A 25,635-nucleotide genomic window follows, 5' to 3' on the forward strand; every position below is an offset into this window, starting at 1 on the left:
CGGAACAGCCCGCGGCTGACCGACCGCGGGCACATCCCGGTGAACCCCGGCGGACGGGATCCACCGCAGAGCCGTCTCGACGAGCCCACGGATCTCCCGCTCGGAGACCCGGCCGCCGGACAGCAGCCGGTCGAAGACCAGCCCGTCGACGCACGCCGGCAGGGTGAGGGTGCGGTCCTCGGCGTCCGCCACGCCGTGCGCGGCCAGGAAGGCGCGTACGGCGTCGCCTGCCGCGTTCTCGCGCGGGACGAGGATGTCCCGCAGCTCGGGATGGCGCACGCTCTCGACGGCACAGGCATGGCGCGCGAGGGATCGCCGCCGGCCCTCCCCCGTGAGCCGCCGCTCGACGAACTCCGCGATCAGCCCGGCCAGTTGGTCCGCGTCGCGCAGCGGCGTCAGCTCCTTGCCCGCCGCGTGGAGCTCGGCCTGGTCGCGTTCCACGAGCCGCCGGACCAGCGCCGTGAGCAGCGCCTGCCGCGTGCGGCAGTACGCGGAGGTGGTGCCCGCGGGCATGTCGGCCGCTTTGTCCACGGCCCGGTGCGTCAGGCCCCGCACGCCGTCCTCGGCGAGTACGTCGATGGCCGAACGGAGTGGCACGCCGTCCTCAACTCGCCCGCAGGCGTGCGGTATCCGGATCACTGGCGATGCGGCGCCGGTTCGCCGGGTGGCACGACCTGATTCCCGCACTGCTCGACGCGACACGCCCCGCGGCCGTACTGCACCACGACATCAACGAGTTGGTCGCGCCTCTGCCCACGTACGCGGTGGGCCGCGTCGCCCTCCTCGGCGACGCCGCCCACGCCATGACGCCGAACCCCGGCCAAGGTGCCTTTCAGACGCTGGCGGACGCGGCCGTGCTCGCCGCCGCCGTCGCCGGTGAACCCACCGTCGAAGCGGCGCTCGCCCACTACGACGGGGAACGCCGGCCACGCAGCCGGTCCGTCGCCCGCGCCGCCCGTCGGGCGGGCCGGATGGCCAGCAGCTGACGCATCCCCTGGCCATCCCCCTGCGCGACACCGCACTTCGCCTGGCCCCGGCACGTGTGACCGTCCGCGCGATCCTGCGCCATGCGGACTGGACACCCCCTGAGCTGCCGAATTGCCGCGAGCCTCACGGAGCGTAGTCGTCCGCCGCGCGGCTTCGGTGCCGCCGTTCTACGTTGGTCGAGCAAGACCCGTACAAGACAAAGGAGTCGTAATGGCTGACAAGGGCGGCATGGACAAGGTCAAGGGCAAGGCCAAGGAGATGACCGGTAAGGTCACCGGCGATCGCCGCAAGGAGGCCTCGGGCCGCGCCGACCAGGCGAAGGGCGAGGCCAAGAAGGCGATGGGCGATGCCCACGACCGCGCCCGCGGAGTCCACGACTCCATCCAGCGCGACGGCTCTTGACCGAGCCTCGAAGAAGCCCCCGCGCGTGCTGCGCGGGGGCTTCCCCCTGCCGTCACCCGCTGCGGGCCAGCCGGAAGCCGAGGTCGTCGATCGCGAACGTCGGGTGGCTGCGGCGGCGCACGGAGGCCCCGCAGCCCCGCTCCGACTCGGCCCAGCCACCACCGCGGAAGATCCGGTACGAGCCGTAGACCTCCTCGTCGTACAGGTCCCAGCACCACTCCCAGACGTTGCCGAGCATGTCGTGCAGCCCCCACGCGTTGGGGGCCTTTCCGCCGACGTCGTGGACTCCGCCTCCGGAGTTGTCCGCGTACCAGGCGATGTCGTCGATCGCCCCGTACCGGTATCCCTCGGTTCCCGCCTTGCACGCGTACTGCCACTCGGCCTCCGTCGGCAGGCGGTAGCCGTCGGCGTCCCAGTCGCACGACACCCCGCCGCCGTCCGCCTCGCGGGTGTAGGCCGGGGTCAGACCGGAGCGCGCCGAGAGGGCGTTGCAGATGTCGATCGCGTCGAGCCAACTGACGTTCGTCACCGGCGAGGCGCCACTCGTGGCACCGCTCGTGGCGGGAGCGGTGTCGGCGCCGGTGGCGGAGCGGAGGAGGTCCGCCGTGACGGGGTGGCGGCCGATCCGGAAGGGCGCGATGTCCGTCGTCCAGCGAGCGCCGCGCCGGTCGTCCCGTAGGTCGACGGTGCCACCGGCGACGCGCACCATCCCTTCTGCGATGGTGTCGACGGCGGCGTCGGTCGCGGGATGCACCTCGTGAAGCCTCTCCCTCGGGATCATCCGTAGAAGTTGCGCTGCCAGCGGTGCCTTGCCAGCACGGCGAGTTGGTCGGCGGTCAGCGGCCGTCCGTCGCTCAGGGCCGTGTTGCGCTCGACGTTGCGTACGGTGCGCATGCCGGGGATGACGGTGGAGACGGCGGGCGAACTCAGCACGAAGCGCAGCGCGTTCTCGGCGATCTCGTCGGGCGCGATGCCGAGGTCGGCCACGATGGCGGCGACCTTCCGCTCGACCTGCGCCGGCCGGTCGTCGCGGAAGTAGCGTGCGCGGAAGTCGCCTTCGGGGAACGTCGCCCCTGCGGTGACCCGGCCCGTGAGCCCGCCCTCGTCCAGCGCCACGCGGACGATGACGCCGACGCCGTGTTCTTCGCAGGCGGGCAGCAACGCGTCGGCGGGTGCCTGGTCGAAGATGTTGTAGATCACCTGAACGGTGTCGACGGCACCGCTGCGCACGAGGGCGAGCGCGTTGTCCGGCTGGTGGTCGTTGATGGAGACGCCGAACAGGCGGATCTTCCCCTCCTTCTTCAGCTCCTCGACCGTCTGCAGCCAGTCACCCCGGCCCACCCACTCGTCACTCCAGACGTGGAACTGCACCACGTCGAAGTGGTCGAGGCCGCTGACCCGCAGACTGGTCTCCACGCTCTCGCGTATGTGGGCGCCCGGGAACGCCTCGGCGGGGTCGACGCCCTCGGGCGCGGGCCAGATCCTGTTCATCGGCGGCACCTTGGTCGCCACAAGCACCTCGTCGCCTGCCCGTTCGCGCACGACCCGGCCCACGATCCGCTCGCTCTCGCCGTAGCCGCGGGCGGTGTCGATGAAGTTCACCCCGAGGTCGACGGCCCGGTGCAGGGCACGTACGGACTCGTCCTCGGTGGCGCCCACCCACCCGGACGCGCCGATGCCCCAGGCGCCGTAGCCGATCTCGGACACGGACATTCCGCTGCGGCCCAGCTCGCGGTAGCGCACTCTCAACCTCCACGTCGAGTCTCTTCGCCCGGGCCGCGTCGAAGCCTGCGCCCGGAAACGTCCCGACGATCCATACCCTCTTCAGGAGCGCGCGTCCCCCGATATGGACACTTTGCCTAAGCCGGAGAGGTCACCGGTAGACTCGTTGGCTGATTCCTCCGGTGCCGGGGGCGTCGCCAGCCAAGGAAAGAGGGAAGTCTCGACGTGTGGGCCGCACAGCACGAAGCTCCGATCTACAGTCGGCTCATCCAGGAACGAGGCGACATCCCCGCCCAGGTCCGTGCCGCAGCCGAACAGACCCTGCGGGATCTGGAACGGGTGATGCCGGCGCCGCTGCCGCGCGCCATGCCGACGCCGCAGACGCACGCCCCCGCGCTGAACAGCGGCGGGCAAGGCTCGCTCTAGCGCACACGGAAGCCGGCGGCACCGGGAAGTCTTCCCGAGCCGCCGGCTTCCGTCGTGTCCGGTCCGCGATCAGCTCCTCGCGGCCAAGCCCTTGAGCGCGATGTTGAGTTCGAGGACGTTGACGCGAGGCTCACCCATGAAGCCGACGATACGGCCTTCGGTGTGCTCGTCCACCAGCTTCTGCACCTGGGCGACCGAGAGGTGGTTCTTCTCCGCGATGCGGTGGACCTGGAGGTCCGCGTAGGCCGGGGAGATGTCCGGGTCGAGGCCGGAGCCGGAGGAGGTGACGGCGTCGGCCGGCACATCCGACTTCTTGACCTTGTACGTGGCCGTGGAGTTGTCCTTGATGACGGCCTTCTGCGCGGCCTCCACCTGGCCGATGAGGTCCTTGTTGTCGCCGGCCAGGTTGGTGGCGCCGGAAAGGATCAGCTTGTACTGCGTGTTGACGCTGTTGGTACCCAGACCGTTGGAGGGGCGCGGCTGGAACCACTTGAGGTCGGGTTCCGCGGTCTCCTGGCCCTTCTTCAGCGGCAGGTCGTAGCGCTGGCCGATGAGGGACGAGCCGACGACCTTGCCCTCGGACTTGATCTCGGAGCCGTTCGCCTTGTTGTGGAAGAGGGCCTGGGCTACCCCGGTGACGGCGAGCGGGTAGATGACGCCGCACACGACGGTCAGCACGAGCAGGGCCCGCAGGCCGGCCCACAGCAACCGGCCGGTGTTCTTAACCGAGTTGTTCATGGTGATCAGCCGATCCCGGGGATGAGAGAGATGAGGAGGTCGATGAGCTTGATGCCGATGAACGGCGCGATCAGACCGCCGAGCCCGTAGATCCCCAGGTTGCGCCGCAGCAGCTTGTCGGCGCTCACCGGCCGGTACCGGACGCCCTTCAGAGCGAGGGGCACGAGCGCGATGATGACGAGCGCGTTGAAGACGACCGCGGACAGGATCGCGGAGTCGGGCGAGGACAGGTGCATGATGTTGAGCTTGTCCAGGCCCGGGTAGACCGCCGCGAACAGCGCCGGGATGATCGCGAAGTACTTGGCGACGTCGTTGGCGATGGAGAACGTCGTCAACGCGCCCCGGGTGATGAGGAGTTGCTTGCCGATCTCGACGATCTCGATGAGCTTGGTCGGGTTGGAGTCGAGGTCGACCATGTTGCCGGCCTCTTTCGCGGCCGACGTGCCCGTGTTCATGGCCACGCCGACATCGGCCTGCGCGAGCGCGGGGGCGTCGTTCGTGCCGTCGCCGGTCATCGCGACGAGCTTGCCGCCCGCCTGCTCCCGCTTGATGAGGGCCATCTTGTCCTCGGGAGTGGCCTCCGCGAGGAAGTCGTCCACACCCGCTTCGTCCGCGATCGCCTTCGCCGTCAGCGGGTTGTCACCCGTGATCATGACGGTCTTGATACCCATACGCCGCAGCTCGTCGAACCGCTCCCGCATACCGTCCTTGACGACGTCCTTCAGATGGATCACACCGAGGACGCGCGCGCCGTCGGCGTCGTCCACGGCCACCAGCAGCGGCGTGCCACCCGCTTCGGAGATCCGGTTGGCCAGCCTGTCGGCGTCATCCGAGACGGTGCCGCCCTGTTCCTTCACCCAGGTGATGACCGAACCGGCCGCACCCTTACGGATCTTGCGGCCGTCCACGTCGACACCCGACATGCGGGTCTGGGCGGTGAAGGCGATCCAATCGGCGCCGGCCAGCTCACCCTGGTGACGTTCGCGCAGCCCGTACTTCTCCTTCGCCAGCACCACGATGGAGCGGCCCTCGGGGGTCTCGTCGGCCAGCGAGGACAACTGCGCCGCGTCCGCGACATCGGCCTCTCTGGCACCGCTCACCGGCACGAACTCGGAGGCCTGACGGTTGCCGAGCGTGATGGTGCCCGTCTTGTCGAGCAGCAGGGTGGAGACGTCGCCGGCGGCTTCGACCGCCCGGCCGGACATGGCGAGGACGTTGCGCTGGACCAGACGGTCCATGCCCGCGATGCCGATCGCGGAGAGCAGCGCGCCGATCGTCGTCGGGATGAGGCAGACGAGCAGGGCCACCAGCACGACCATACTGAGGTGCTTGCCCGCGTAGTCCGCGAACGGCGGCAAGGTCACCACGGCCAGCAGGAACACGATCGTCAGGGACGCGAGCAGGATGTTGAGCGCGATCTCGTTCGGGGTCTTCTGGCGGGCCGCGCCCTCGACCAGAGCGATCATCCGGTCGATGAACGTCTCGCCGGGCTTCGTCGTGATCTTGATGACGATGCGGTCGGAGAGGACCTTCGTACCGCCCGTGACCGCGGACCGGTCACCCCCCGACTCCCGGATCACGGGAGCCGATTCACCGGTGATGGCCGACTCGTCGACACTCGCGACGCCCTCGACGACGTCACCGTCGCCGGGGATGATGTCACCCGCCTCGCACACCACCAGGTCACCGATGCGCAGCTCGGTGCCCGGCACCTGCTCCTCGCCGGTGCCGTCCTTCGACAGCCGGCGCGCGACGGTGTCGGTCTTGGCCTTGCGCAGCGTGTCCGCCTGCGCCTTGCCGCGGCCCTCGGCCACGGCCTCCGCCAGGTTCGCGAAGATCACGGTGAGCCAGAGCCAGGCACTGATCGTCCAGCCGAACCAGTCGGACGGGTCCTTGAAGGAGAACACCGTCGTCAGGACCGAACCGACGAGCACCACGAACATCACGGGCGACTTGACCATGACCCGCGGATCGAGCTTGCGGCAGGCATCCGGCAGCGACTTCAACAGCTGCTTCGGGTCGAAGACACCCGCGCCGACACGTCCTTCGTCCTTGTGCCCGGTCGGTACGTCGCTGTGCGGCGCCCGGGGCGGAGTGGCTGTGGACATCGAGTCCTGTGACCTCTTCGAGTCGTACTTGCTGGTTCCGGTGGTCATGACGCCAGTCCTTCCGCGAGCGGGCCGAGGGCCAGGGCGGGGAAGTACGTCAGACCGGCGATGATCAGGATCGTGCCGACGAGGAGCCCGGTGAACAGCGGCTTCTCGGTGCGCAGGGTGCCGGCCGTGGCGGGGACGGGCCGCTGCTCTGCGAGCGAGCCGGCCAGGGCGAGGACGAACACCATCGGCAGGAACCGGCCCAGCAGCATCGCGAGCCCGATCGTGGTGTTGAACCACTGCGTGTCCGCGCTCAGACCCGCGAACGCCGAACCGTTGTTGTTCGCACCCGACGTATACGCGTAAAGAATCTCCGAGAACCCGTGCGCCCCGGAGTTGAGCATCGAGTTCGGCGGCGTGGGAAGCGCCATCGCCAGCGCCGTGAACACCAGAACCAGCGCGGGGGTGATGAGGATGTAGCACGCCGCGAACTTGATCTCACGCGTGCCGATCTTCTTGCCCAGATACTCCGGTGTACGCCCGACCATCAGACCCGCGATGAACACCGCGATGATCGCCATGATCAGCATCCCGTAAAGCCCGGAACCGGTACCACCAGGCGCGATCTCACCCAGCTGCATACCCAGCATCGTGATACCCCCGCCGAACCCGGTGAACGAGGAGTGGAACGAGTCCACCGCACCCGTCGAGGTGAGGGTCGTGGCCACCGCGAAGATCGACGAACCGCCGACCCCGAACCGGTTCTCCTTGCCCTCCATCGCCCCGCCCGCGATATCGAACGCCGGACCACCGTGGTGGAACTCCGTCCACATCATCAACGCCGTGAACCCGATCCAGATCGCGGCCATCGTCGCGAGGATCGCGTAACCCTGCTTCAGGGAACCGACCATGCGGCCGAACGTGCGCGTCAACGCGAACGGGATGACCAGGATCAGGAAGACCTCGAAGAGGTTCGTGAAACCGTTCGGGTTCTCGAAGGGGTGGGCACTGTTGGCGTTGAAGTAGCCACCACCGTTGGTGCCCAGCTCCTTGATGGCCTCCTGCGAGGCGACCGCGCCACCGTTCCACTGCTGCGAGCCGCCCATGAACTGGCCGACCTCGTGGATCCCGGAGAAGTTCTGGATCGCGCCGCACGCCACCAGGACGAGTGCGCCGATCACCGCGATCGGGATCAGGATACGGACCGTGCCGCGCACCAGGTCCGACCAGAAGTTGCCGAGCTCACCAGTACGGGAACGAGCGAAACCCCGCACCAGCGCCACCGCCACCGCGATACCGACCGCCGCGGAGACGAAGTTCTGCACCGCCAGACCCGCCGTCTGCACGACGTGGCCCATGGCCTGCTCGCCGTAATACGACTGCCAGTTGGTGTTCGCCACGAACGAAGCAGCCGTGTTGAACGCCTGATCCGGGTCGATGGACTTGAAGCCCAGCGAACCCGGCAGACTGCCCTGGACACGCTGCAACAAGTACAGGAAGAGAACACTCACCGCGGAGAAGGCAAGCACACTCCGCAAATAGGCGGGCCAGCGCATCTCCGCGTTCGGATTGGCGCCGATGCCCTTGTAGATCCACTTCTCCACACGCAGGTGCTTGTCGGAGGAGTAGACCCGGGCCATGTAATCACCCAGAGGACGGTAGGCCAGGCCGAGCGCCGCTATCAGGGCGAGGAGCTGGAGCACACCAGCGAGTACGGGGCTCATATCGGTACTCAGAACCTCTCCGGGTAGATGAGGGCGAGGACCAGATAGCCAAGGAGGGCGACGGCCACGATCAGGCCGACGACGGTTTCGGCAGTCACAGCTTTGCGACCCCCTTGGCGATGAGAGCCACCAGCGCGAAAACCGCGATCGTGGTGACGACGAAGGCCACGTCGGCCATCGTGAGCTCCTGAATGAGGTTCGGAATTGAACGGACGCTTAGAGGAAACCTCCGTTCAGGACCGGAACGGCCCCCCTTGACGCCTCTCATACGGCGGGGTGCGCGGCCTTGACGCATCCCATACGCCTCTTCGCGCCAGGGTGACGTGGGCCACCCTGGCGTGCCCGTGTTCCCGCAGATCAGGAGACCGTGGACTACCTCGCCGAGGCGCCCCCGAGCTTGCGCCAGTCCGGGGCCAGGACCGACCAGACCTCCTCGTCGTGGCGGACGCCCCGGTACAGGTAGCTCTCCCGCAGCACCGCGTCGCGGGTCATGCCGAGGCGCCGGGCCACATTGAGGCTGGCGGTGTTGTCGGCCCCCGCCACCCAGTCGACGCGGTGCATGCCGCGCACGTCGAAGGCCCAGTCGAGCAGGACACGGATCGCGCGCGTGACGATGCCCCGGCCGACCATCGTCGCCTCCAGCCAGCAGCCGACCTCACAGTTCCCGGCCGCGGTGTCGAAGAGCCGGAACATCACCCCGCCGACGAGCGTGCCGTCGGCCCAGATGCCGTAGAGGCGACCGGCGTCGGCAGCCGTCTTGTCCGCGTAGCGCTGGAGGAACGCCGTGGCGGACACCAAGTCCGTCACGTGGTCCGGGAGTTCGACGAACCGGCCGATGTGCTCGCGACCCCGGTTCATGTGGGCGAGGAACTCCTCGGCGTTCCACGGCTCCAGGGGCCGCAGCTCGACGCCGTCGTCACCCAGCGGTATCGCGAACATCCTGCTCCTTCGGTACGGGTTGCTGCCGCGCCGCAGCCTAGGCCGAAACCGTGCCACCACGGCGGCCATTTTTGGTCTAGACCTTGACAGGTCCAGACCAGGTTCGCTTGAGTGACCGGCACCCCCCCATGGCGGCGCCGAGCTCCCCAACTCGCGCCGCGCGAAGGAGCGTTGGCATGATCAAACGCGTCACGAGTCTTGTCGCCACCCTGGCCGCGGTCGGTGCCGTGGTCGTCATCGGCCCGGCCACCACGGCATCGGCGGCCGAGTGCGCCGCCCCCTGGAACTCCTCGTCCGTCTACACGGGCGGCGGGTCCGCCTCGTACAACGGGCACAACTGGAACGCCAAGTGGTGGACCCAGAACGAGACCCCGGGCACCTCCGACGTCTGGGCTGACCAGGGCGCCTGCGGCGGTGGCGAGACGAACCCGGGTGACCCTTCGCCGTCCGGCTTCGTCGTCAGCGAGGCCCAGTTCAACCAGATGTTCCCGAACCGGAATCCGTTCTACACCTACAGCGGACTGACCGCCGCGCTCAGCGCCTACCCCGGCTTCGCCAACACCGGCAGCGACACGGTCAAGCGCCAGGAGGCCGCGGCGTTCCTGGCCAATGTCAGCCATGAGACCGGCGGCCTGGTGTACATCGTCGAGCAGAACACCGCCAACTACCCCCACTACTGCGACAGCAGCCAGTCCTACGGCTGCCCGGCGGGCACCGCCGCGTACTACGGCCGCGGACCGATCCAGCTCAGCTGGAACTTCAACTACAAGGCCGCGGGCGACGCACTCGGCATCGACCTCCTCCACAACCCGTACCTCGTGGAGCAGGACGCGGCCGTGGCCTGGAAGACGGGCCTTTGGTACTGGAACACGCAGAGCGGACCCGGCACCATGACGCCGCACAACGCCATGGTGAACGGCGCCGGCTTCGGCGAGACGATCCGCTCCATCAACGGCAGCCTGGAGTGCAACGGCGGCAACCCCGGCCAGGTCCAGAGCCGCATCGACCGGTACAAGGCGTTCGTCCAGATCCTGGGCACCACACCGGGCGACAACCTGAGCTGCTGACACGCCACCACATGTGACGTGGCCTGCCGCCGCCGGGCGGACCTTGAACTCACCAGGTCCGCCCGGCGGTCTCGTCATGGGGCGCGGGGCGCACCAGGTGAACTCGCCAAGTGACCGGTCCAGCAGTGGAGTCGGGCTAGTCGGACTCGCCGTTGAGCAGCTTGTCGACGGCCCTTCGGAGCCGAGCGCGCCGGGCCTCGGGAGTGAGGGCCTGGAGCAGCGGCGGGATCGTCTGGTAGCGCCCCGACCTGTCGAGTGCGTCGAACGCCTTCCTGGCCTCGGGTTCCGCGTCGAGCGCCGTAGCGAGGTCGGGTGGCACCGTCGCCGTCTTCTGCGACTCGTACGCCGCGACCCACCGCCCGTCCTCCTGCGCCCTGCGCACCTCGGCGAGACCGGGCTCGCGCATCCGTCCGGCGGCGGTCAGCATGGCGACCTTGTCGACGTTCACCCGGGACCACAGGCTCCTGGCCCGGCGCGGCACATAGAGCTGGAGGTAGTACCGCTCGTCGAGGGAGCGCCGCCGGCCGGAGATCCAGCCCCAGCACAGCCCGATGTCCACCAGTTCGCCGTCGGTGACGGACGGGATGCCGGACCTCTTCTTGGCGACCTTGACCCACACACCTGCCTGCCGCGTGTGGTGCTCGCCGAGCCAGCTCTCGAACGCCTCGGCATCCGGAAAGGCGATGATCTCGACTCCGTCGGCCTCGTACACCCCGCCCGTCCCGTCCATGGGGCGCAGCGTACCGTCGCCGCGACGGCCATCGGTCCGAAATGTACAATTTAATGGCGTTCAACGTGTGGGTGGTCCCGTTCGCGAGGTGACGCCATGGAGTCGTGTCTGTCGAGACATCGCAAGGCCGCGCTGCTCCCGGTGAGCGCAGCCGTCGCCTGCGTGACCGCTCTGGCGGGAGTTCCCGCGTTCGCGGACGACGGGGGCGACGCGTCGAAGCTGAGCGCGCAGCAGCTCGCCGACGACGCGGAGAAGGAACTGCTGGACGCGAAGTCCCTCCATATACTCCTGACGAACCACTCCACGGGCCCCGCCGACGCCCGGTCCCCCGCGGTCCTCGATCTCGCCCTGGACCAGGACGGCAACTGCGCCGGATCACTGACCATGGGCACGGGCGGCGCCAAGGGCGGCAGCGTCGAATTCATCAAACGCGGCGGCGAGTTGTGGATGAAACCCGACACCACGTTCTGGAAGTCCCAGGTCACCGGCGGCGCGGGCGAGCTCGCGGCCCAGCTCTTCAACGGGCGCTACGTGCACGGCAACGCGAACGACGGACTGCTCAAGAGCCTGGGTGACACATGTGACCTGAACGCGTTCCAGGCCCAGGTGAACGGCGGCTCCTCCAGTGCGCCCCCGGAGAAGCTGACCAAGGGCAAGGAGACCAAGGTGGACGGCACGGACGTCGTGCCGGTGAGCGGCAGGAACGACGGCAGTGAAGTCGTCCTGTTCATCACCGCGAAGGATCCGCACCGTCTCGTGCGTGCCACCGAGAAGATGGGCGATCTGAGCGCGACGATGAAACTCACGGACTACAACCGGCCGGTGCCGAGCGCGACTCCGTCTAAGGACGAGTCCGTCGACGTGTCCGAGCTCCAGAACCTCTCCCCGAAGGCCACCCCACCGCAGGCTGCGGCGCCGGACCGGGCTGTGTGGTGAACCGGCCGATCGGGGAGAAGAGTTGAGAAGTTGAGCTGCCCGGCCTGGTGGCGGACGTCAGTGACCGCGCGCGGGCGGTCAGTCGCCGGCTCCGCCGAATCGGTCGTGGTCGGCCAGGACTTCGTCGATCACACGATGGTTGGACGCGGCGCGTTCCGGGTCGGCGTCGAGGGACTGCGACATGACGAGCAGGGACTTCCACAAGGACCAGCCGCGGGCTCGGGCCCAGGTGCCGGCGTCCTGGGCGACGGTGCGCCGGAATGCCTCACGGCTGTCTCCGGAGAACATGCCCCAGGCGATCACCAGGTCACAGGCGGGGTCGCCGACGCCCGACGTACCGAAGTCGATGACGGCCGTGAGTGCGCCGTCGGCGACGAGCAGGTTGCCCGTGGCGATGTCTCCGTGGAACCACACCGGCGCCCCCTGCCACGGCGCCGCGAGCGCGGCCTCCCACACGGCGGCCGCCCGGCGCGTGTCGACATGGCCCTCCAGCGCCGTGAGACAGCGGCGGGTCTCGTCGTCGTAGTGAGTGAGCGACGCACCCCGGTACCAGCTGTGCTTCCCGGCCGACGGTCCCCCGGTGGGGTCGCAGCGTTGCAACGCGAGGACGAACTCGGCCACCGAGACCGCGAACTGCGCCATGTCGTCGATGCGGCCGCTCTCCGCCGTCTCTCCGTGCAGCCAGCCGCGCACGGACCACGGGAAGGGGTATCCCTCGCCGAGCTCGCCCTGGGCCAGGACGGGCGGGACGGCCACGGGCAGTGACGGCGCGAGCCGCGGCAGCCACTCGTTCTCCTTGGCGACCGCGGGAACGTAGCCCTCTCCGGTGGGCAGACGGGCTGTCATCGCGTCACCCAGGCGGTACGTCCGGTTGTCCCATCCGTCGACCTCCACCGGTGTCACAGGGAGGCCGCTCCACTGGGGGAACTGGGCGGCGATCAACCGCTCCACGAGTGCGGCGGTGATTCCGGCACGGCCGTCGGAAGGACTCGGAGTCGATGCCATTCAGGGATCATCACGCCCGGAAGCCGTACGGGGCAACGGATTATCCGTGCCCGCGGACGCCGTGGCGACTACGGCCTGCGGCGCGGCTTCCCGCGCTTGGCGCCGCCCTTGGAACCACCCTTGGGACCGCCCTTCGCGGCGCCCTTCGGCCCGGGTTTGGCGCCACCCTTGGCGCCGCCGCCGCGCGGGTTCTTCCCGGCGGCCGGCTTCTGCCGAGCCGCCCCGCTCTTGTCGGAACGCGCGGCCTTGGGCTGCGGCGGGGTCGCCGTGCGGCCACGTGAGCTGTTGACCGTCCGCCCGCGGACGATGCCGATGAACTCCTCCACCAGATCGGTGGTCTCGTCCTCCGGCCACGACAGCGCGACCTGGGACTCGGGGGCGTCGGTCACCGGCCGGTAGGTGAGGTCCTTGCGGTGGTGCAGGCGGGCGAGCGACTGCGGGACCACCAGCACACCGATCCCGGCGGCCACCAGCTCGACGGCGTCAGCCGTCGTCTCCGGGCGCTCGAACGCGGGCTCACCGGGAAGCTGCTCCCAGACGAGGGTGTCGTCGAGGGGGTGCAGCACGGTCTCGTCGGCCAGATCCTCCAGGGACACCTCGTCGACCGCGGCCACGACGTGGTCCTTGGGGATCACCACGACGGTCGTCTCGGTGTAGAGGGGGATCGCGCTGAGCACGGTCCGGTCCACCGGCAGCCGCACGAGGCCCGCGTCCGCCCCACGGTCCCGCAATACGTCGGATGCCTCGCCGGCGGGCGTCGCGAGGAGGGTCAGCGGAACGCCGGGCAGCCGCTCGTTCCAGATCCGCACCCACTTGGTGGGCGTCACTCCCGGGACATACGCGAGCCGGAACGAAGGGGGTACATCCGAGCCTGTCACTCCGCCAGGTTACCGGTCGTGGTCGGAGGTATCGCACACAGTCGATACCCTGGACACCATGACGTCGCACCAGACCACCCAGACCATGAAGCCCGCGACCGCGGCCAAGAAGCTGGGTGTGTACCTCGAGGCCACTCCCGCCGAGTTCCAGGAGGGTGTCGTCTCGCGCAGCGAGCTCAACGCGCTGCAGGCCGATCCGCCCGCGTGGCTCCAGGAGCTGCGGCGCAACGGCCCGCACCCCCGGCCCGTGGTCGCGTCCAAGCTCGGCATCTCGATCTCGGGTCTCGCCCGTGGCGGGATCACCGAGGCGCTCACCACGGAGCAGATCGAGACCCTGAAGACCGAGAGCCCCGAGTGGCTCCAGCAGGAGCGTGCCACCCAGGCCGCGGTGCGCAAGGAAGCCGTCCGTATCAAGGAGCGGAACGCGCAGCGCGCCGAGCAGTCCGGCGACCAGCGTTCCTGACCGGCCTGCCTGACCACCCCACCTGACCGATCTCTCCGGGCTTCACCTCCGGTCCGTCAGGGCACGAACTCGATCTCGGGGAAGCGCGGGGACGGACCGGACAGGAGACGCCTGTCCCGGTCCCGGCACCACAGGTGAAGGTCGAAGAAGGCGCCCAGACAGGCCCGCTCGGCGGCTACGGCGCGGTCCGCGGTGATCGTGCCGATGGCATCGGTCATGGCGTCGACCACCTCGGGCGGGAGCGGGACCGCCATGTCCAGCTGTTGCATCAGCGGGGACAGGTCCGTGTAGGTCTGGTCCGGACGCGCGCAGGCGCAGGCTCCGGCGCCAGCCACGCAGATGCGACCAGAACTCCTCCCAGGACGGGTCGTTCTCGCGGCCGTGGCTCGCGTTGCTCATCAGAAGGAAGGGCCGGTCGAGGCCCGTGGCGGCGACAGACCCGTTGATGCTCCCGTCCAGGTCGGCGCCCGCCATGACGCGGTGATCCGCCGCCATCACCTCCGCCGCGGTGTCCCCGCCGAGCGAGTGCCCGAACATGCCGGTCCGGCGCAGGCCGAGCGCACCGCACAGGCCGTGGGGCAGCGGGCGGCCCTCGGCATCGGGATTCCTCCCCGCGTTCAGGCCGGCCAGCTCGTCCGGCACGAACCTGGTGTCGTCCTGGCGGACCCGCAGCGCCTTCGCGATGTCCTCGTCGGTCGGCCGGCCCGGCTGCCGGCCCGGTTCGAGGCGCCCTCCCGGGAACTCCACGATGTCGCTCTCGTGCGTGTGGTCGATGGTGACGACCGCGTGGCCGCGACTGGCCAGGTCCTCGACCAGCGCGGCGCCGAGGGCGCGTTGCGCGCGGTAGCCCGGGGAGAAGAGCACGACCGGCAGCCCGTGGCCGTACTCCTCGACGGCGGCGTTCGTGTACGCGTGCGTGAGCGGCAGATCCACGGTGTCCAGGGACGTGTGAAGCTGTTGGCTCACTTTCTGTTTGTACAGCGCCGCCGCCTCTGGCGGGAGCCAGGGGGCGCGTGCGCGGCCGTGCGTGGGGCAGCGGGCCGGATACCAGAGGGTCACCATGAGTTCACGGGGCGACCTGGGCGAGCGGGAGGAGCCCGGCGGCCGGGGCGAGGTCCACGGGTCCCGGCGTGAACGGTCGACGAGGTGCAGCTGTCCGAGATCGTGTTCGGGGCCTGTCGCCGCCGCTCCCTCGATGCCAGTGTCGATGACTGATCCGCCCCACGTTCCACTGCCGGTGAGGGAGCCGCATGAACGATATGACGGGCCGTCCGACGCGCCCGCGCATCGGCCGCAGCCGTCCCCGCGGTGGCCGCCGCGAGTGCGGCCGCTCCCATCACCGTCAGCACCGACCGTGCGTCCAACGCGAGTTGCCGGTGTGGCACAGGTCACCGGAACGCGTACCGGGGTGCGGAGAGGTACCGGATGTGAAGCGCGATGAGAAGGAGTGCGGATGCGTGCACGGATCCGGGCAGGGGACCGCGAGGCGTTCGCCGACCTGTATGAGGAGTACGCGCGGGCGATCTACAACCACGCCCTGCGCCTGACCGGCGACTGGTCGCTCGCCGAGGAGGTCATGTCCGACACGTTCCTGACCGCGTGGGCGACCAGGGAGCGTCTCGACCCCGACGCCGACGCGCCCCTCGGGCCCTGGCTCTACGGCATCGCCACGAACAAGGCCCACAACGCCCGGCGCGGCCTGCGGCGCCGGCTCGTCTTCCTGGCCCGCCAGCCCGCCGCACCCGACGTGGACGACTTCGCGGAGGAGACGGCGGGCCGTATCGACGACGCCCGCCAACTCGCCCGTATCCACAGCTCGTTGGCAGAACTGCGGCGCCCCGAGCGGGAGGTGATCGCCCTGTGTGTCTGGGCCGGGCTGGACTACGCGCAGGCGGCGGACGCATTGGGCGTCCCCGTGGGCACGGTCCGTTCACGGCTGTCCCGGGCGCGCGCCAAACTGCAGCGCCTGAGTCAGCAGGAAGCACCGGAACCGCGCCCCGGTCGCGGAGAGGTATCGAGTGAGGCCGCGTTCGCGGCCCTGCCCCTGCGGGAGGAAACCCGATGAACGCAGCACATCCCTCCGGGAGTGACCGCGAGGAGGCCCAGGAGGTGTCCCGGCTACTGCCCGAGGCGCCCGAATGGGATCTGCCGCGGGGGCGACACCGCCACCACAAGGACATCCTGATGCAGCACATCGACCGCCACCACGAGAGCGTCGCAGCCACCACTCCGCCGCGCGGCCGGGCGGGCGCCGCCACCACCCCGCCGCGGCGGCGTCTCCTGCGCCCCGCGGTGGCCCTCCCCGTCGCGGCCCTGGTGCTCGCGGGCGCGCTGGCCGCCACCCTCACCTTCACCGGCGACGACCACGGAGCGACGCCCGTTGCGCAGGCTCCCGCGTCGGACGGCGGAGCCACCGTCCTGCTGAACCAGATCGCCGACGCGTCCCTCAGGACGGACACCGCACCGGTCAAGGACGGCCAGTACGTGTACGTGCGCAGCACGGTCCGCTCGAACGAGGGCACGTTCGCCGGGCCCGTCGAACTCGGCGCCCCGCACCGGCGCGAGGTCTGGACGGCGCAGACGTCCAAGCCGGTGAAGACCCTCGGCGCCATGAGGGAGACCGGCAAGGGCGTCCCGATGTCCGGTCAGCGCCTCCCCTACGAGTCGACGACCGCACTGGCCCCCGGCCTGGAGCGTCCGACGTACGCCTGGCTGGCCTCGCTGCCCACCGACCCGGACCGGCTCCTCGACGAGCTCTACGCCGGGACCCGGACCTGGGGCCGCGAGTCCAAGGACCAGGCCGTCTTCGAGAAGATCGGGTCCCTCCTCGACGAGACGGTGATGCCGCCGAAGAACGCCGCGGCGCTCTACAAGGCCGTCGCGCGGATCCCGGGCATCAAGCGGATCCCCGACGCCGTCGACGCCGCGGGGCGCCACGGGGTCGGCCTCGCGCGCCAGGACGCCAGGTCCGCGAGCCGCAGCGAGTGGATCTTCGACAGCGAGACCCTCACCTACCTCGGCTCACGCTCGTACCTGGACAAGGACGGCAAGGGCATGAAACTGGCGGGGACGAACGCGATCCTGCGCCGCACCGTCGTCGACAAGTCCGGCGCGATGCCCGCCGACACGACGGCCGACAGCTGAGAGCTCACAGCTGAAGAGCGGCGGGGTGGCGGGCGGCCAGGCGCTCCGCCGTTCGGCTCAAGCCCCCTCGGGCCGGTCGACCGTCTCCGCGCCGTCGAGCGGGCTGCGCTCCAGGAAGGCCGCCGCCGCGGGGACGGCCGTGCGCAGACGCAGCAGTCCGGCGGCGGTCAGGGTGCGGCACACCGAGTCCTCCTCGGCCATGACGCGCTGGCCCAGGCGAGCGTGGAAATCGGCGGGGGTGAGGGCCGCGCCGGGCCCCGCGGACCAGGTGCGGCCCGCGGGTGTGGGCCGCGAGCTGTGGGCGCACACGGCCAGGCGCCCCGCCTCCACGTACCAGAGGACCACGGGCTCCGCGCGGGGTGGCTCGACGGTCTGGCCGGCGGACAGGGACATGGTGCCGAAGCAGTCGGAGACGGCCTGCGCCGCCTGCTCGCCGGCCCTCCCGAAGAGGTCGCTGTCCGTCAGGGGAACGGGCTCGGAGGGGTCGAGTCCGAGGTCGGTCAGGAGTTCGTCCTCGCAGGACTCGATGGCGCGTCCGAGGTCGGCGAATTCGTCCTTGGTGTGCGTGACGGGGCGCTCCGACGGGTCGGCGATCACCATGCGGATCCCGCGTTCGCGCAGGTCGTGGCCGAGAGCGCGCAGGAGGTCGGCGGCGACGGGTTCGATGCGGCCGACCCGTGCGAGGTCCAGGACGAACCAGCGGGCGGCCTTCGGGAGGTCGCGGGCCGCGCGCAGGGTCTGTTCGGCGGTGGCGAAGTCCAGGTCGCCCTGGAGGACGTGGACGCGGATGCGGTCGGGCCGTTCGTCGAGTGCGGCGCGCTGGTCGCGCGGGCGGTGGCGCAGCGAGCGCAGTGGGCCCGGGTCGAGGGAGCGCGGCGGCAGCGGACGGCCGCTGCTGCCGGTGGCGCGCATCAGGTGCAGCCCGAACTGTTCCGACAGGAGGTGGCAGGCGGCGATGGCGCGGACGCTGTTGCCCTTCTCGTCCAGGGGCGGGCTGAACACGCCGATGCCGAACTGGCCGGGCAGCGCGACGCCGATCCCGCCCGATACTCCGCTCTTCGCCGGCAGGCCCACGCGCAGCATCCACTGCCCGGAGGCGTCGTACATCCCGCAGGTGGCCATGACGGCGAGGACGTGCTGGGCGTGGTGGGAGGCGACGACCCGTTCGCCGGTGAGCGGGTTGGTGCCGCCGCCGGCCAGGGTCGCGTGCATCACGGCGAGGTCGTCGCAGGTCACGAGCACGGAGCACTGGCGGAAGTAGACCGCGAGCTGCTCCTCCACGTCGCCGGTGAGCGATCCCGCGTTGTGCATGAGATAGGCGAGGGCGCGGTTGCGGTCACCGGTGGCGCGCTCGGAGGCGAACACCGCGTCGTCGACGGTCAGGTCCCGGCCCGCGAAGGCTCCCAGGCCGGCCAGGATGCGGGCGAAGCGCTCGTCGGGGTTCGCTCCGGCCACCAGTGAACTGGTCACGATGGCACCGGCGTTGACCATCGGGTTGGGCGGGCGCCCGGTGCCGGGTTCGAGGCGGATCGAGCTGAATCCCTCGCCGCTCGGTTCGGCGCCCACGCGCGCGAGGACTTCCTCCAGGCCCTGGTCGGCGAGTGCGAGCGCGAAGACGAAGGGCTTGGACACGGACTGGACGGTGAACGGCACCTCGCTGTCGCCGCAGCTGTAGACCTGCCCGTCGAGCGCGCACAGGCTCAGTCCGAACAGGTCCGGGTCGGCCCTGCTCAGCTCCGGGATGTACGAGGCCGGCTCCCCCTCCGTGAGGTCGCGCAGCCGGATGCGGACGCGGTCCAGGAGCGCGGCGAGCGGGTCGTCCGGCGGCTTGTTGTGCCTCACACCGCAATCGAACACCACGGCCGGACGATGCGCCTTCCCAAGCGGGCAACGGGTGCCCGCGGCGCCGGGGTCAGATCCGGCTCCCGGACGCGGTGTCCGAGGACAGACGCTGGGCGAGGTAGATCGGGATGACGGACAGCAGGACGAGGACGGCGGCGACGACGTTGACGACGGGGGCCTGCTGCGGGCGCGCCATGTTCGAGAAGATCCAGACGGGCAGTGTCTGGATGCCGGGTCCGGCGGTGAAGGTCGTCACGACGATCTCGTCGAAGGAGAGGGCGAAGGCGAGCAGGCCGCCCGCGACCAGCGCGGAGCGCACCAGTGGGAACGTGATGTCGACGAACGTGCGGAAGCTGTGCGCCCCGAGATCCATCGCGGCCTCTTCGTACGACCCCGGCATGCGCCGCAGCCGGGCGATGACGTTGTTGAAGACGACCACGACGCAGAACGTGGCGTGGCCGACGATGACGGTGAACAGACCGAGGCCCACGCCGAGCGGTTCGAGGACCGTGCGGAAGGCGGTGTTGAGGGCGACGCCGGTGACGATGCCGGGCAGCGCGATCGGCAGGACGACGACGAAGGAGATGGCGTCGCGTCCGAAGAACCTGTAGCGCTGGCAGGCGAACGCGATGAGTGTGCCGAGGACCAGGGCGATGGCGGTCGCGCCGAGCCCTGCCCTGACCGACGTCCACAGCGCGTCGCGGGCGCCGGAGCTGTGCCAGGCGTCGGCCCACCAGTCGAAGGTGAGCCCGGGCGGCGGCCAGCCCGAACTGCGGTCCGGGTTAAGGGAGTTGACGAGAACCAGGAGCAGTGGGACGTAGATCACCGCGAAGCCGAGCGCGGCGGCGATGCGCAGGGTGATGCGCGCGGGGCGGGAGAGATTCATCGGAGGGACCTTCGCTGTGCGTGATCCGGAGGGTCGGCGGGGGCGGGCGGCGGCCCGGGTCGTCAGGGCTTCGGAGGAACCGGAGGGCTCCGGACGTCACAGGCTGCTGAGGGCGCCGGTGCGGCGTACCGCGAGCAGATAGAGCACGATGATCACCACGGGCACGGTGCCGAGCGCGGCGGCGAGCGGCAGGTCGAGGGTGATGTTGGAGTAGATGAGGTTGCCGATCAGCTGGGTCTTGCCGCCGACGATCTGTACGGCGATGTAGTCACCGAGGCTGAGCGAGAAGGTGAAGACCGAGCCGGCCGCGACGGACGGCAGGATCATCGGCAGGACGACGGACCGGAAGGTGCGGCCCGTGCGGGCGCCGAGGTCGGCGGAGGCGTCGAGGAGGCTGTCCGGGAGCTGTTCGAGTCCGGCGTGGATCGGAAGGATCATGTACGGCAGCCACAGATAGGTCAGGACGAGGACGGTGGCGGTGAGGCCGTAGCCGGGTCCCTTGAGGCCGAGCGGTCCCAACACCCAGTCCAGCAGCCCGCCTTGGGCGAGGATGAGCCGCCAGGCGTACGCCTTGACGAGGTAGCTCGCCCACAGCGGGGTGAGGATGGCGACGACGAGGAGCGGCCGCCACCGCGGGTTCGCGATGCGAGCCGTGTAGAACGCGATCGGGAACGCGATCAGTACGCACAGCGCGGTGACCGCGAGAGCGACGCCGACGCTGCGCAGGGCCACCTGCCGGTAGACGTCGGTGGTGAACAGCGCGGTGAAGTTGTCCGTGTTCCAGATCTTCACCACGTTCGAGGTGAAGGAGTCCGTGGTCCAGAACGCGGACAGGAACAGGACGGTGAGCGAGCCGAGATAGGCGAGGACTAGCCAGGCCGTCGGTGCGGAGAGCAGCAGGGACAGCTGTAGCCGGGGGCGGCGGTACAGGGCCCCGGCGAGCCGCCGGACGGGTCCGGCGGCAGGCGCGGTGTCGGTCATCGGCGGCAGGTCCTAGCCCTTGATCTCGGTCCAGGCCTGGACCCACTTGGCGTACGGGACGCATTTGGTGTCCGTGCGGCCGTCGATGCACTGGGCGATGGGCGTGGTCCAGAAGTGGACGTTCTTCCAGTACGCCTCGTCGGCCGCGTGGTACGTGGCGCAGTGGTTCTTGTCGGCCGTCAGGGCACAGGCCTTCGCGTTGGCAGGCGCCTCGCCGAAGTACTCGGCGACCTGCGCGTTGGCCTTCGGCGAGATGATCCAGTTCATCCATTTGTAGGCGCAGTTGGGGTGCTTGGCCTTGGCGGAGAGCATCCAGGTGTCGGACCAGCCGGTGGCGCCCTCCTTGGGCAGGACTCCCTTCACCGGGACCTTCTCCGCCTGGGCGGTGTTGAGGATCACCTGCCAGCTGGTACCGACGACGGAGTCGCCGCTCTTGAACGCGGAGACCTCCTTGAGGTAGTCGCTCCAGTACTCGCCGACGTTGGAGTTCTGCGCCTTGAGCAGGGCGACCGCCGCGTCGAACTGCTTCTGGTCCAGGGCGTACGGGTCCTTGATGCCGAGGGACGGCTTGGACTTCATCAGGTACAGGGCGGCGTCCGCGAGGTAGATCGGCGAGTCGTACGCGGTGACCTTCCCCTTGTGGGCGGAGGCCTTGTCGAAGACCGCGGACCAGGAGTCGGGCGCCGGGGAGACCTTCTTGGTGTTGTACATGAGGAGGTTGGCGCCGCGGCCGTGCGGGATGCCGTAGGCGACACCCTTGACCGAGTTCCACTGCTGGTTCTTCAGCCCGGCGAAGACGTCCTTGTAGTTGGGCACCAGCTTGGTGTTCACGGGTGCCGCGTCACCCGAGGCGATCAGCCGCAGCGACGCGTCGCCGGAGGCGGAGACCGCGTCGTACTGGCCGGTCTTCATCAGGTTGACCATCTCGTCGGACGTGCCCGCTGTCTTGGTGTTGACCTGGCAGCCGGTCTGCTTCTCGAAGTCGGTGACCCAGTCGACCTTCGGGTCGTTCGAGCCGTCCTCGGCGTAGCCGGCCCAGGCGATCAGGTTGACCTGCCCCTCCGTCTTGCCGAGGGTCTTCTGCGCGGAGAGCTTCGGCGGGGTGAAGTCGCTGCCGCCGGGCGAGGATCCGGCGGTGTCCGAGGAACCGCAGGCGGAGGCGAGGAGCAGGGCGCCGAGCGCGGCCACCGCTCGGGACGTTCGGGTCAGTCGCACGGGGATCTCCACGGGGAGGGGACGGACGGGCGGTAACGGTCGTACGGGGTCTGCGGCGACGCATGCGTGGCGTGTGCGCGTGTACGTGCGGGCGTGCGGGCGTGCGGGCGTGCGTGCGTGCGTGCGTCAGGAGCGTGGCGGTCCGGGAGTCAACTCGCCTCGGGCACCTGGAAGTTGTGCCGTCGGTGCCACTGGAGTCTGACCCGGGAGCCGCGCAGTGCGGCCACGTCCTCGGACGAGGTCTCCAGGTTCTGCTGGAGGGCGGTGAGCCGGCCCCCGGCGTCGAGGTCGACGAGGAACCGGGTCGCGTCCCCCAGATAGACGACCTCCGCGACGGTGCCGGTCGCGCTGGCGTGCTCCGGCTCGGCGGCGGCGGACTCCTTGAGCACGTGGATCTTCTCCGGGCGGATGCTGTACGTCGCCCGGTCCCCCACGACCTGCTCCGCCGCGTCACCGGACAGCAGGTTCGAGGTGCCGACGAACCCCGCGACGAAGGGGGTGGCGGGACGCTCGTATATCTGGGCCGGGGTGCCGACCTGTTCGATCCGGCCCTGGTTGAAGACCGCGATGCGGTCGCTCATCGTCAGCGCCTCCTCCTGGTCGTGCGTGACGAAGACGAACGTGATGCCGATCTCGCGCTGGATCGCCTTGAGTTCGACCTGCATCTGCTCGCGGAGCTTGAGGTCGAGGGCGCCCAGCGGTTCGTCGAGGAGCAGCACCTTCGGGCGGCCGACGAGGGCGCGGGCCAGGGCCACGCGCTGACGCTGGCCGCCGGAGAGCTGAGAGGGCCGGCGCCCGCCGAAGCCTTCGAGCCGCACGCTCGCCAGGGCCTCCCTGGCCCGTTCGAGGCGCTCGGCCTTGGGCACCTTGCGTACCTTGAGGCTGTAGGCGACGTTCTGCTCCAGGGTCATGTGCGGGAACAGCGCGTAGTCCTGGAACACGGTGTGCACGTCACGCTCGAAGGGGGCCCGGCGGGTGACGTCGGCGCCCGCGAGCTCGATGGTTCCGGCGGTGGGGGCCTCGAAGCCCGCGATCATCCGGAGCACCGTGGTCTTGCCCGAGCCGGACGGCCCCAGCATCGAGAAGAACTCGCCGTCCGCGATCTCCAGGTCGACCCCGGCCACGGCCTCCGTCCTGCCGAAGGACTTGCGCAGGCTCTGCAGCCGGATGGCCATTCCCTCCATGGGCGGGAACCTTTCTGGTGCTGTCGGGAGTTGGCGGTAAACATATGAAGCCATAGTTCTAATTTCAAGGCCCCGCTAAGGTAAAGGCTGCGTCAAGTGGCAAGGTGGTGACCGTGAACCGAGACAAAACCGGCGTCCGAAGAGCCGTCTTCACACCCGTCGACACGCTCGCCCGCGTGGACGCCGTGGTGCGGCGGCTCGGTGACGCCATCGACCTCGGGCTGCTCGCCGACGGTGAGCAGCTGCCCGGCGAGAGCGACCTCGCCGCCCAGCTCGGCGTCTCCACCGTGACCCTGCGCGAGGCGCTCATGGCGCTGCGGCAGCGCGGCCTGGTCACCACCCGCAGAGGCCGCGGCGGGGGCAGCTTCGTGACCGTCCCCGACGGCCCCGCCGAGGACCGGCTCCTCGCCCGCCTCGCCGACTGGAGCACCGAGGAACTGCGCGATCTCGCCGACCACTGGGCCGCCGTCTCCGGCGCCGCCGCCCGTCTCGCGGCCCGGCGCACGGAGCCCGCCGATCTGCGGCAACTGCAGAGGTCTTTGGGAGAGTTGATGGACGCCAAGGACTCGGGAGCCCGCAGCCGCATCTACGGGCGCTTCCATGTCGAGCTGGCCGCCGCCGCCCAGTCCGCGCGTCTGACCAGGGAAGAGGTCACTCTGCAGACCGAAGTCGGCGCGCTGCTACGGCTCGTGCTGCACGACGACGGACTCCTCGCGGACGCCGCGGACCGTCACCGCGCCGTGATCTCGGCCGTGCATGATGGGGCGGACGACCGCGCCAGGGCCCTGGCCGAGGAATGCGTGCAGACCTCCATGGCGCGCCTGATCGAACTCCGCCTCGGCCCGGCCGGCGGCGCGAGCGGTCCCGGTCCGAAGGAGGCCCCCGATGGGCAGCAACCCCCGCCCCGCACACGCCGGATCGGCGCTGCTTGACGACCGGCCGGCGGCCGAAGCGGCCGCCCGCGTCCGTGACGCGCTCGAAGGGGTCTTCGACGCCGTCGGCGCCACCGCCGTGGACATCGAGTCCGTGCTCTCCTCCGTCGCCGCGAAGGGCCGCCGCCCGGTCACGGACGACCTGACCGCGCTCCGCCCCGGACTGCACACCCGGCTCGACCGCTACGACCTCGTCTCGGGAATCGGCTTCGTCGCGGCGCCCGGCCTCCTCGACGACGTACCCGCCTGGCTGGAGTGGTGGCAGCGGACCGCGGACGGCGCCGTGCAGCCGCTACTGCTCGACCTGGACCCGCAGCGCTCCGCGTACTCGGACTACACCCACTGGGACTGGTTCACGCTCCCCCGCGACACCGGGCAGCGAGCCGTCGCGGGCCCCTACGTCGACTACCTCTGCTCCGACGAGTACAGCCTCACGCTCTCCGCGCCCGTGACGGTCGGAGGACGCTTCATGGGGGTGGCCGCCGCCGACGTCTACCTGCGCCGCTTCGAGTCCGTCGTCATGCCGCTGCTCCAGCGACTCCCGGGACCCGCCCGCCTGGTGAACGCGCGCGGCCGCGTCGCCGCCTCCACCGACCCCCGCCACCTCGTCGGCTCCCTCAGCAAGGGCCCCGACCTCGCGGCGGTACTGGCCGGACCGGCGGAGGGCACGGACCACGACGGGCTGCGCCTGCTGCCGTGCGACGGCGTCCCGCTGATCCTGGCGACGGAGACGTCTTCCGCCGCGCGGCCGTAGACCCGGATCCTGTCCCCTCAGGCACCATCCGGCGCGCGCGCCGCCGCCGCGACGGCGCTGTAGGTGCGGCCGTCCACCACGTACTCGCCCAGGGGCCGCATGCCGAACCCGTCCACGTGGACGCGCCAGGAGGGCCGGTTCGTGGACTCGATGAACGCGACCACCGCGTCGGCCCGCGCCGCGGCCGCCTCGACGGCCATGGTGAACAGGCCGCGCGCCACCCCGCGCCCCCGGTAGGCCGCGTCGACGACCACGGGGCCGTAGAGCAGCCAGGGCACCTCGCTCAGCGGCCGGCCCTCCCAGCGCAGCGTGTCCTGGGCCGCGAGCAGACCGGCGACCGGTGGCGGCGGTGCGGGCAGTTCGTCGGGGCCCGAGAGGGCGAGGAGACCCGCCACCTGCCCGTCGTCGTCGGCGACCAGCAACGTCCCGGCGGCGGCCATGGACCGGAGCGCGACGACGTCGAACCCCCCTTGCACGAAGCCCTGTTCGTTTCGCTGACGTTCCGTCAGGGAGTCGCGGTGATTGGCGGCGAAGAGCGCGGCCATGACGGGAGCGTCGGCCTCGGTCGCCCAGCGATAGATCATGAA

26 protein-coding genes and 2 pseudogenes are annotated in these 25,635 nt (G+C 70.2%); 10 read left to right on the plus strand and 18 right to left on the minus strand.

What is annotated here, in order from left to right; translation table 11 throughout:
• Positions 1 to 63: 63 nt before the first annotated feature.
• Positions 64 to 555: pseudogene (locus tag LGI35_RS06840) on the minus strand (TetR/AcrR family transcriptional regulator); the annotation flags it as partial.
• Positions 556 to 576: 21 nt separating this feature from the next.
• Here LGI35_RS06840 and LGI35_RS06845 point away from each other — a divergent pair.
• Both LGI35_RS06845 and LGI35_RS06850 read left to right on the plus strand, forming a co-directional pair.
• Positions 577 to 1,123 (plus strand): annotated as a pseudogene (locus LGI35_RS06845) (FAD-dependent monooxygenase); the annotation flags it as partial.
• A gap of 74 nt (positions 1,124 to 1,197) precedes the next feature.
• The gene (locus LGI35_RS06850) at positions 1,198 to 1,389 is read left to right on the plus strand and encodes a CsbD family protein (RefSeq protein ID WP_227292997.1); all 192 of its coding nucleotides are present in this window, start codon (positions 1,198 to 1,200) and stop codon (positions 1,387 to 1,389) included.
• A gap of 52 nt (positions 1,390 to 1,441) precedes the next feature.
• Here the strand turns inward: LGI35_RS06850 and LGI35_RS06855 are convergent, their stop codons facing one another.
• Both LGI35_RS06855 and LGI35_RS06860 read right to left on the minus strand, forming a co-directional pair.
• Positions 1,442 to 2,098, minus strand: a complete 657-nt coding sequence (locus LGI35_RS06855; protein WP_227300223.1) for a formylglycine-generating enzyme family protein — start codon at positions 2,096 to 2,098, stop codon at positions 1,442 to 1,444.
• A 68-nt stretch (positions 2,099 to 2,166) separates the two neighbouring features.
• Positions 2,167 to 3,132, minus strand: coding sequence for an aldo/keto reductase (locus LGI35_RS06860; protein WP_227292998.1), 966 nt, complete (start codon positions 3,130 to 3,132; stop codon positions 2,167 to 2,169).
• Positions 3,133 to 3,336: 204 nt separating this feature from the next.
• Between LGI35_RS06860 and LGI35_RS06865 the strand changes: the two genes are divergently transcribed.
• Entirely contained in the window at positions 3,337 to 3,537 is a 201-nt protein-coding gene (locus LGI35_RS06865) for a hypothetical protein (protein ID WP_227292999.1), read from the plus strand.
• A 69-nt stretch (positions 3,538 to 3,606) separates the two neighbouring features.
• On the opposite strand, the gene LGI35_RS06870 is transcribed toward LGI35_RS06865, so the two are convergent.
• The 5 genes from LGI35_RS06870 to LGI35_RS06890 all read right to left on the minus strand — a co-directional run bounded on the left by LGI35_RS06870 (position 3,607) and on the right by LGI35_RS06890 (position 9,031).
• A complete protein-coding gene (locus tag LGI35_RS06870) occupies positions 3,607 to 4,275 on the minus strand; it encodes a potassium-transporting ATPase subunit C (RefSeq protein ID WP_227293000.1) in 669 nt (222 codons plus the stop codon).
• A 5-nt stretch (positions 4,276 to 4,280) separates the two neighbouring features.
• A complete protein-coding gene (gene kdpB, locus LGI35_RS06875) occupies positions 4,281 to 6,383 on the minus strand; it encodes a potassium-transporting ATPase subunit KdpB (protein ID WP_376566343.1) in 2,103 nt (700 codons plus the stop codon).
• A gap of 44 nt (positions 6,384 to 6,427) precedes the next feature.
• Entirely contained in the window at positions 6,428 to 8,092 is a 1,665-nt protein-coding gene (gene kdpA, locus LGI35_RS06880) for a potassium-transporting ATPase subunit KdpA (protein ID WP_227293002.1), read from the minus strand.
• Between the two features lie 8 nt (positions 8,093 to 8,100).
• The gene (gene kdpF / locus LGI35_RS06885) at positions 8,101 to 8,190 is read right to left on the minus strand and encodes a K(+)-transporting ATPase subunit F (protein ID WP_227293003.1); all 90 of its coding nucleotides are present in this window, start codon (positions 8,188 to 8,190) and stop codon (positions 8,101 to 8,103) included.
• 274 nt (positions 8,191 to 8,464) lie between these two features.
• A complete protein-coding gene (locus LGI35_RS06890) occupies positions 8,465 to 9,031 on the minus strand; it encodes a GNAT family N-acetyltransferase (RefSeq protein ID WP_227293004.1) in 567 nt (188 codons plus the stop codon).
• Positions 9,032 to 9,207: 176 nt separating this feature from the next.
• On the opposite strand from LGI35_RS06890, the gene LGI35_RS06895 reads away from it, so the two are divergent.
• Positions 9,208 to 10,098, plus strand: a complete 891-nt coding sequence (locus tag LGI35_RS06895) for a glycoside hydrolase family 19 protein (RefSeq protein ID WP_227293005.1) — start codon at positions 9,208 to 9,210, stop codon at positions 10,096 to 10,098.
• Positions 10,099 to 10,234: 136 nt separating this feature from the next.
• On the opposite strand, the gene LGI35_RS06900 is transcribed toward LGI35_RS06895, so the two are convergent.
• Positions 10,235 to 10,828 (minus strand): YdeI/OmpD-associated family protein, encoded by a 594-nt coding sequence (locus tag LGI35_RS06900; protein ID WP_227293006.1) that lies wholly within the window; start codon positions 10,826 to 10,828, stop codon positions 10,235 to 10,237.
• Positions 10,829 to 10,924: 96 nt separating this feature from the next.
• Here LGI35_RS06900 and LGI35_RS06905 point away from each other — a divergent pair, with 96 nt between their 5' ends.
• On the plus strand, positions 10,925 to 11,764 hold the full coding sequence (locus tag LGI35_RS06905) for a LolA-like protein (protein ID WP_227293007.1): 840 nt from the start codon (positions 10,925 to 10,927) through the stop codon (positions 11,762 to 11,764).
• A 78-nt stretch (positions 11,765 to 11,842) separates the two neighbouring features.
• Here the strand turns inward: LGI35_RS06905 and LGI35_RS06910 are convergent, their stop codons facing one another.
• Positions 11,843 to 12,769 carry an aminoglycoside phosphotransferase family protein gene (locus LGI35_RS06910; protein WP_227293008.1) on the minus strand — a complete coding sequence of 309 codons (927 nt, stop codon included), beginning with the start codon at positions 12,767 to 12,769 and terminating at the stop codon, positions 11,843 to 11,845.
• A gap of 68 nt (positions 12,770 to 12,837) precedes the next feature.
• Positions 12,838 to 13,647 (minus strand): LysR family substrate-binding domain-containing protein, encoded by an 810-nt coding sequence (locus tag LGI35_RS06915; RefSeq protein WP_227293009.1) that lies wholly within the window; start codon positions 13,645 to 13,647, stop codon positions 12,838 to 12,840.
• A 58-nt stretch (positions 13,648 to 13,705) separates the two neighbouring features.
• Here LGI35_RS06915 and LGI35_RS06920 point away from each other — a divergent pair, with 58 nt between their 5' ends.
• Positions 13,706 to 14,110, plus strand: coding sequence for a DUF5997 family protein (locus LGI35_RS06920; RefSeq protein ID WP_227293010.1), 405 nt, complete (start codon positions 13,706 to 13,708; stop codon positions 14,108 to 14,110).
• Between the two features lie 42 nt (positions 14,111 to 14,152).
• Here LGI35_RS06920 and LGI35_RS06925 read toward each other — a convergent pair whose 3' ends face one another.
• The gene (locus LGI35_RS06925) at positions 14,153 to 15,172 is read right to left on the minus strand and encodes an alpha/beta hydrolase (RefSeq protein ID WP_227293011.1); all 1,020 of its coding nucleotides are present in this window, start codon (positions 15,170 to 15,172) and stop codon (positions 14,153 to 14,155) included.
• Between the two features lie 391 nt (positions 15,173 to 15,563).
• Between LGI35_RS06925 and LGI35_RS06930 the strand changes: the two genes are divergently transcribed.
• Together LGI35_RS06930 and LGI35_RS06935 are read left to right on the plus strand one after the other, a co-directional pair.
• Positions 15,564 to 16,175: an RNA polymerase sigma factor gene (locus tag LGI35_RS06930; RefSeq protein WP_227293012.1), complete on the plus strand. Its 612-nt coding sequence runs from the start codon at positions 15,564 to 15,566 to the stop codon at positions 16,173 to 16,175.
• Entirely contained in the window at positions 16,172 to 17,254 is a 1,083-nt protein-coding gene (locus LGI35_RS06935) for a CU044_5270 family protein (protein ID WP_227293013.1), read from the plus strand. Before LGI35_RS06930 ends, LGI35_RS06935 begins: the two co-directional genes overlap by 4 nt.
• Before the next feature lie 57 nt (positions 17,255 to 17,311).
• On the opposite strand, the gene glsA is transcribed toward LGI35_RS06935, so the two are convergent.
• The 5 genes from glsA to LGI35_RS06960 form a co-directional block, all read right to left on the minus strand.
• Positions 17,312 to 19,096: a glutaminase A gene (gene glsA / locus LGI35_RS06940; protein ID WP_227293014.1), complete on the minus strand. Its 1,785-nt coding sequence runs from the start codon at positions 19,094 to 19,096 to the stop codon at positions 17,312 to 17,314.
• Positions 19,097 to 19,166: 70 nt separating this feature from the next.
• Positions 19,167 to 19,982, minus strand: coding sequence for an ABC transporter permease (locus LGI35_RS06945; RefSeq protein ID WP_227293015.1), 816 nt, complete (start codon positions 19,980 to 19,982; stop codon positions 19,167 to 19,169).
• Positions 19,983 to 20,078: 96 nt separating this feature from the next.
• Entirely contained in the window at positions 20,079 to 20,963 is an 885-nt protein-coding gene (locus LGI35_RS06950; protein ID WP_227293016.1) for an ABC transporter permease, read from the minus strand.
• Positions 20,964 to 20,975: 12 nt separating this feature from the next.
• Entirely contained in the window at positions 20,976 to 22,178 is a 1,203-nt protein-coding gene (locus LGI35_RS06955; protein ID WP_227293017.1) for an ABC transporter substrate-binding protein, read from the minus strand.
• Positions 22,179 to 22,327: 149 nt separating this feature from the next.
• On the minus strand, positions 22,328 to 23,362 hold the full coding sequence (locus LGI35_RS06960) for an ABC transporter ATP-binding protein (RefSeq protein ID WP_227293018.1): 1,035 nt from the start codon (positions 23,360 to 23,362) through the stop codon (positions 22,328 to 22,330).
• 107 nt (positions 23,363 to 23,469) lie between these two features.
• Between LGI35_RS06960 and LGI35_RS06965 the strand changes: the two genes are divergently transcribed.
• Entirely contained in the window at positions 23,470 to 24,294 is an 825-nt protein-coding gene (locus LGI35_RS06965) for a FadR/GntR family transcriptional regulator (protein ID WP_376223185.1), read from the plus strand.
• Positions 24,248 to 25,048 (plus strand): cache domain-containing protein, encoded by an 801-nt coding sequence (locus LGI35_RS06970; protein WP_227293020.1) that lies wholly within the window; start codon positions 24,248 to 24,250, stop codon positions 25,046 to 25,048. Before LGI35_RS06965 ends, LGI35_RS06970 begins: the two co-directional genes overlap by 47 nt.
• A gap of 17 nt (positions 25,049 to 25,065) precedes the next feature.
• On the opposite strand, the gene LGI35_RS06975 is transcribed toward LGI35_RS06970, so the two are convergent.
• The gene (locus LGI35_RS06975; RefSeq protein ID WP_227293021.1) at positions 25,066 to 25,632 is read right to left on the minus strand and encodes a GNAT family N-acetyltransferase; all 567 of its coding nucleotides are present in this window, start codon (positions 25,630 to 25,632) and stop codon (positions 25,066 to 25,068) included.
• Positions 25,633 to 25,635: the final 3 nt, after the last annotated feature.

It is taken from the genome of Streptomyces longhuiensis (assembly GCF_020616555.1).
Taxonomy (GTDB): domain Bacteria; phylum Actinomycetota; class Actinomycetes; order Streptomycetales; family Streptomycetaceae; genus Streptomyces; species Streptomyces longhuiensis.

Coding starts and splice junctions, on each gene's coding strand:
- LGI35_RS06850 (WP_227292997.1), top strand. CDS start 1,198: ATGGCTGACAAGGGCGGCATGGACAAGGTCAAGGGCAAGGCCAAGGAG.
- LGI35_RS06855 (WP_227300223.1), bottom strand. CDS start 2,098: ATGGTGCGCGTCGCCGGTGGCACCGTCGACCTACGGGACGACCGGCGC.
- LGI35_RS06870 (WP_227293000.1), bottom strand. CDS start 4,275: ATGAACAACTCGGTTAAGAACACCGGCCGGTTGCTGTGGGCCGGCCTG.
- kdpB (WP_376566343.1), bottom strand. CDS start 6,383: ATGTCCACAGCCACTCCGCCCCGGGCGCCGCACAGCGACGTACCGACC.
- kdpA (WP_227293002.1), bottom strand. CDS start 8,092: ATGAGCCCCGTACTCGCTGGTGTGCTCCAGCTCCTCGCCCTGATAGCG.
- LGI35_RS06890 (WP_227293004.1), bottom strand. CDS start 9,031: ATGTTCGCGATACCGCTGGGTGACGACGGCGTCGAGCTGCGGCCCCTG.
- LGI35_RS06895 (WP_227293005.1), top strand. CDS start 9,208: ATGATCAAACGCGTCACGAGTCTTGTCGCCACCCTGGCCGCGGTCGGT.
- LGI35_RS06900 (WP_227293006.1), bottom strand. CDS start 10,828: ATGGACGGGACGGGCGGGGTGTACGAGGCCGACGGAGTCGAGATCATC.
- LGI35_RS06905 (WP_227293007.1), top strand. CDS start 10,925: ATGGAGTCGTGTCTGTCGAGACATCGCAAGGCCGCGCTGCTCCCGGTG.
- LGI35_RS06910 (WP_227293008.1), bottom strand. CDS start 12,769: ATGGCATCGACTCCGAGTCCTTCCGACGGCCGTGCCGGAATCACCGCC.
- LGI35_RS06920 (WP_227293010.1), top strand. CDS start 13,706: ATGACGTCGCACCAGACCACCCAGACCATGAAGCCCGCGACCGCGGCC.
- LGI35_RS06925 (WP_227293011.1), bottom strand. CDS start 15,172: ATGGTGACCCTCTGGTATCCGGCCCGCTGCCCCACGCACGGCCGCGCA.
- LGI35_RS06930 (WP_227293012.1), top strand. CDS start 15,564: ATGCGTGCACGGATCCGGGCAGGGGACCGCGAGGCGTTCGCCGACCTG.
- LGI35_RS06935 (WP_227293013.1), top strand. CDS start 16,172: ATGAACGCAGCACATCCCTCCGGGAGTGACCGCGAGGAGGCCCAGGAG.
- LGI35_RS06945 (WP_227293015.1), bottom strand. CDS start 19,982: ATGAATCTCTCCCGCCCCGCGCGCATCACCCTGCGCATCGCCGCCGCG.
- LGI35_RS06950 (WP_227293016.1), bottom strand. CDS start 20,963: ATGACCGACACCGCGCCTGCCGCCGGACCCGTCCGGCGGCTCGCCGGG.
- LGI35_RS06960 (WP_227293018.1), bottom strand. CDS start 23,362: ATGGAGGGAATGGCCATCCGGCTGCAGAGCCTGCGCAAGTCCTTCGGC.
- LGI35_RS06970 (WP_227293020.1), top strand. CDS start 24,248: ATGGGCAGCAACCCCCGCCCCGCACACGCCGGATCGGCGCTGCTTGAC.
- LGI35_RS06975 (WP_227293021.1), bottom strand. CDS start 25,632: ATGATCTATCGCTGGGCGACCGAGGCCGACGCTCCCGTCATGGCCGCG.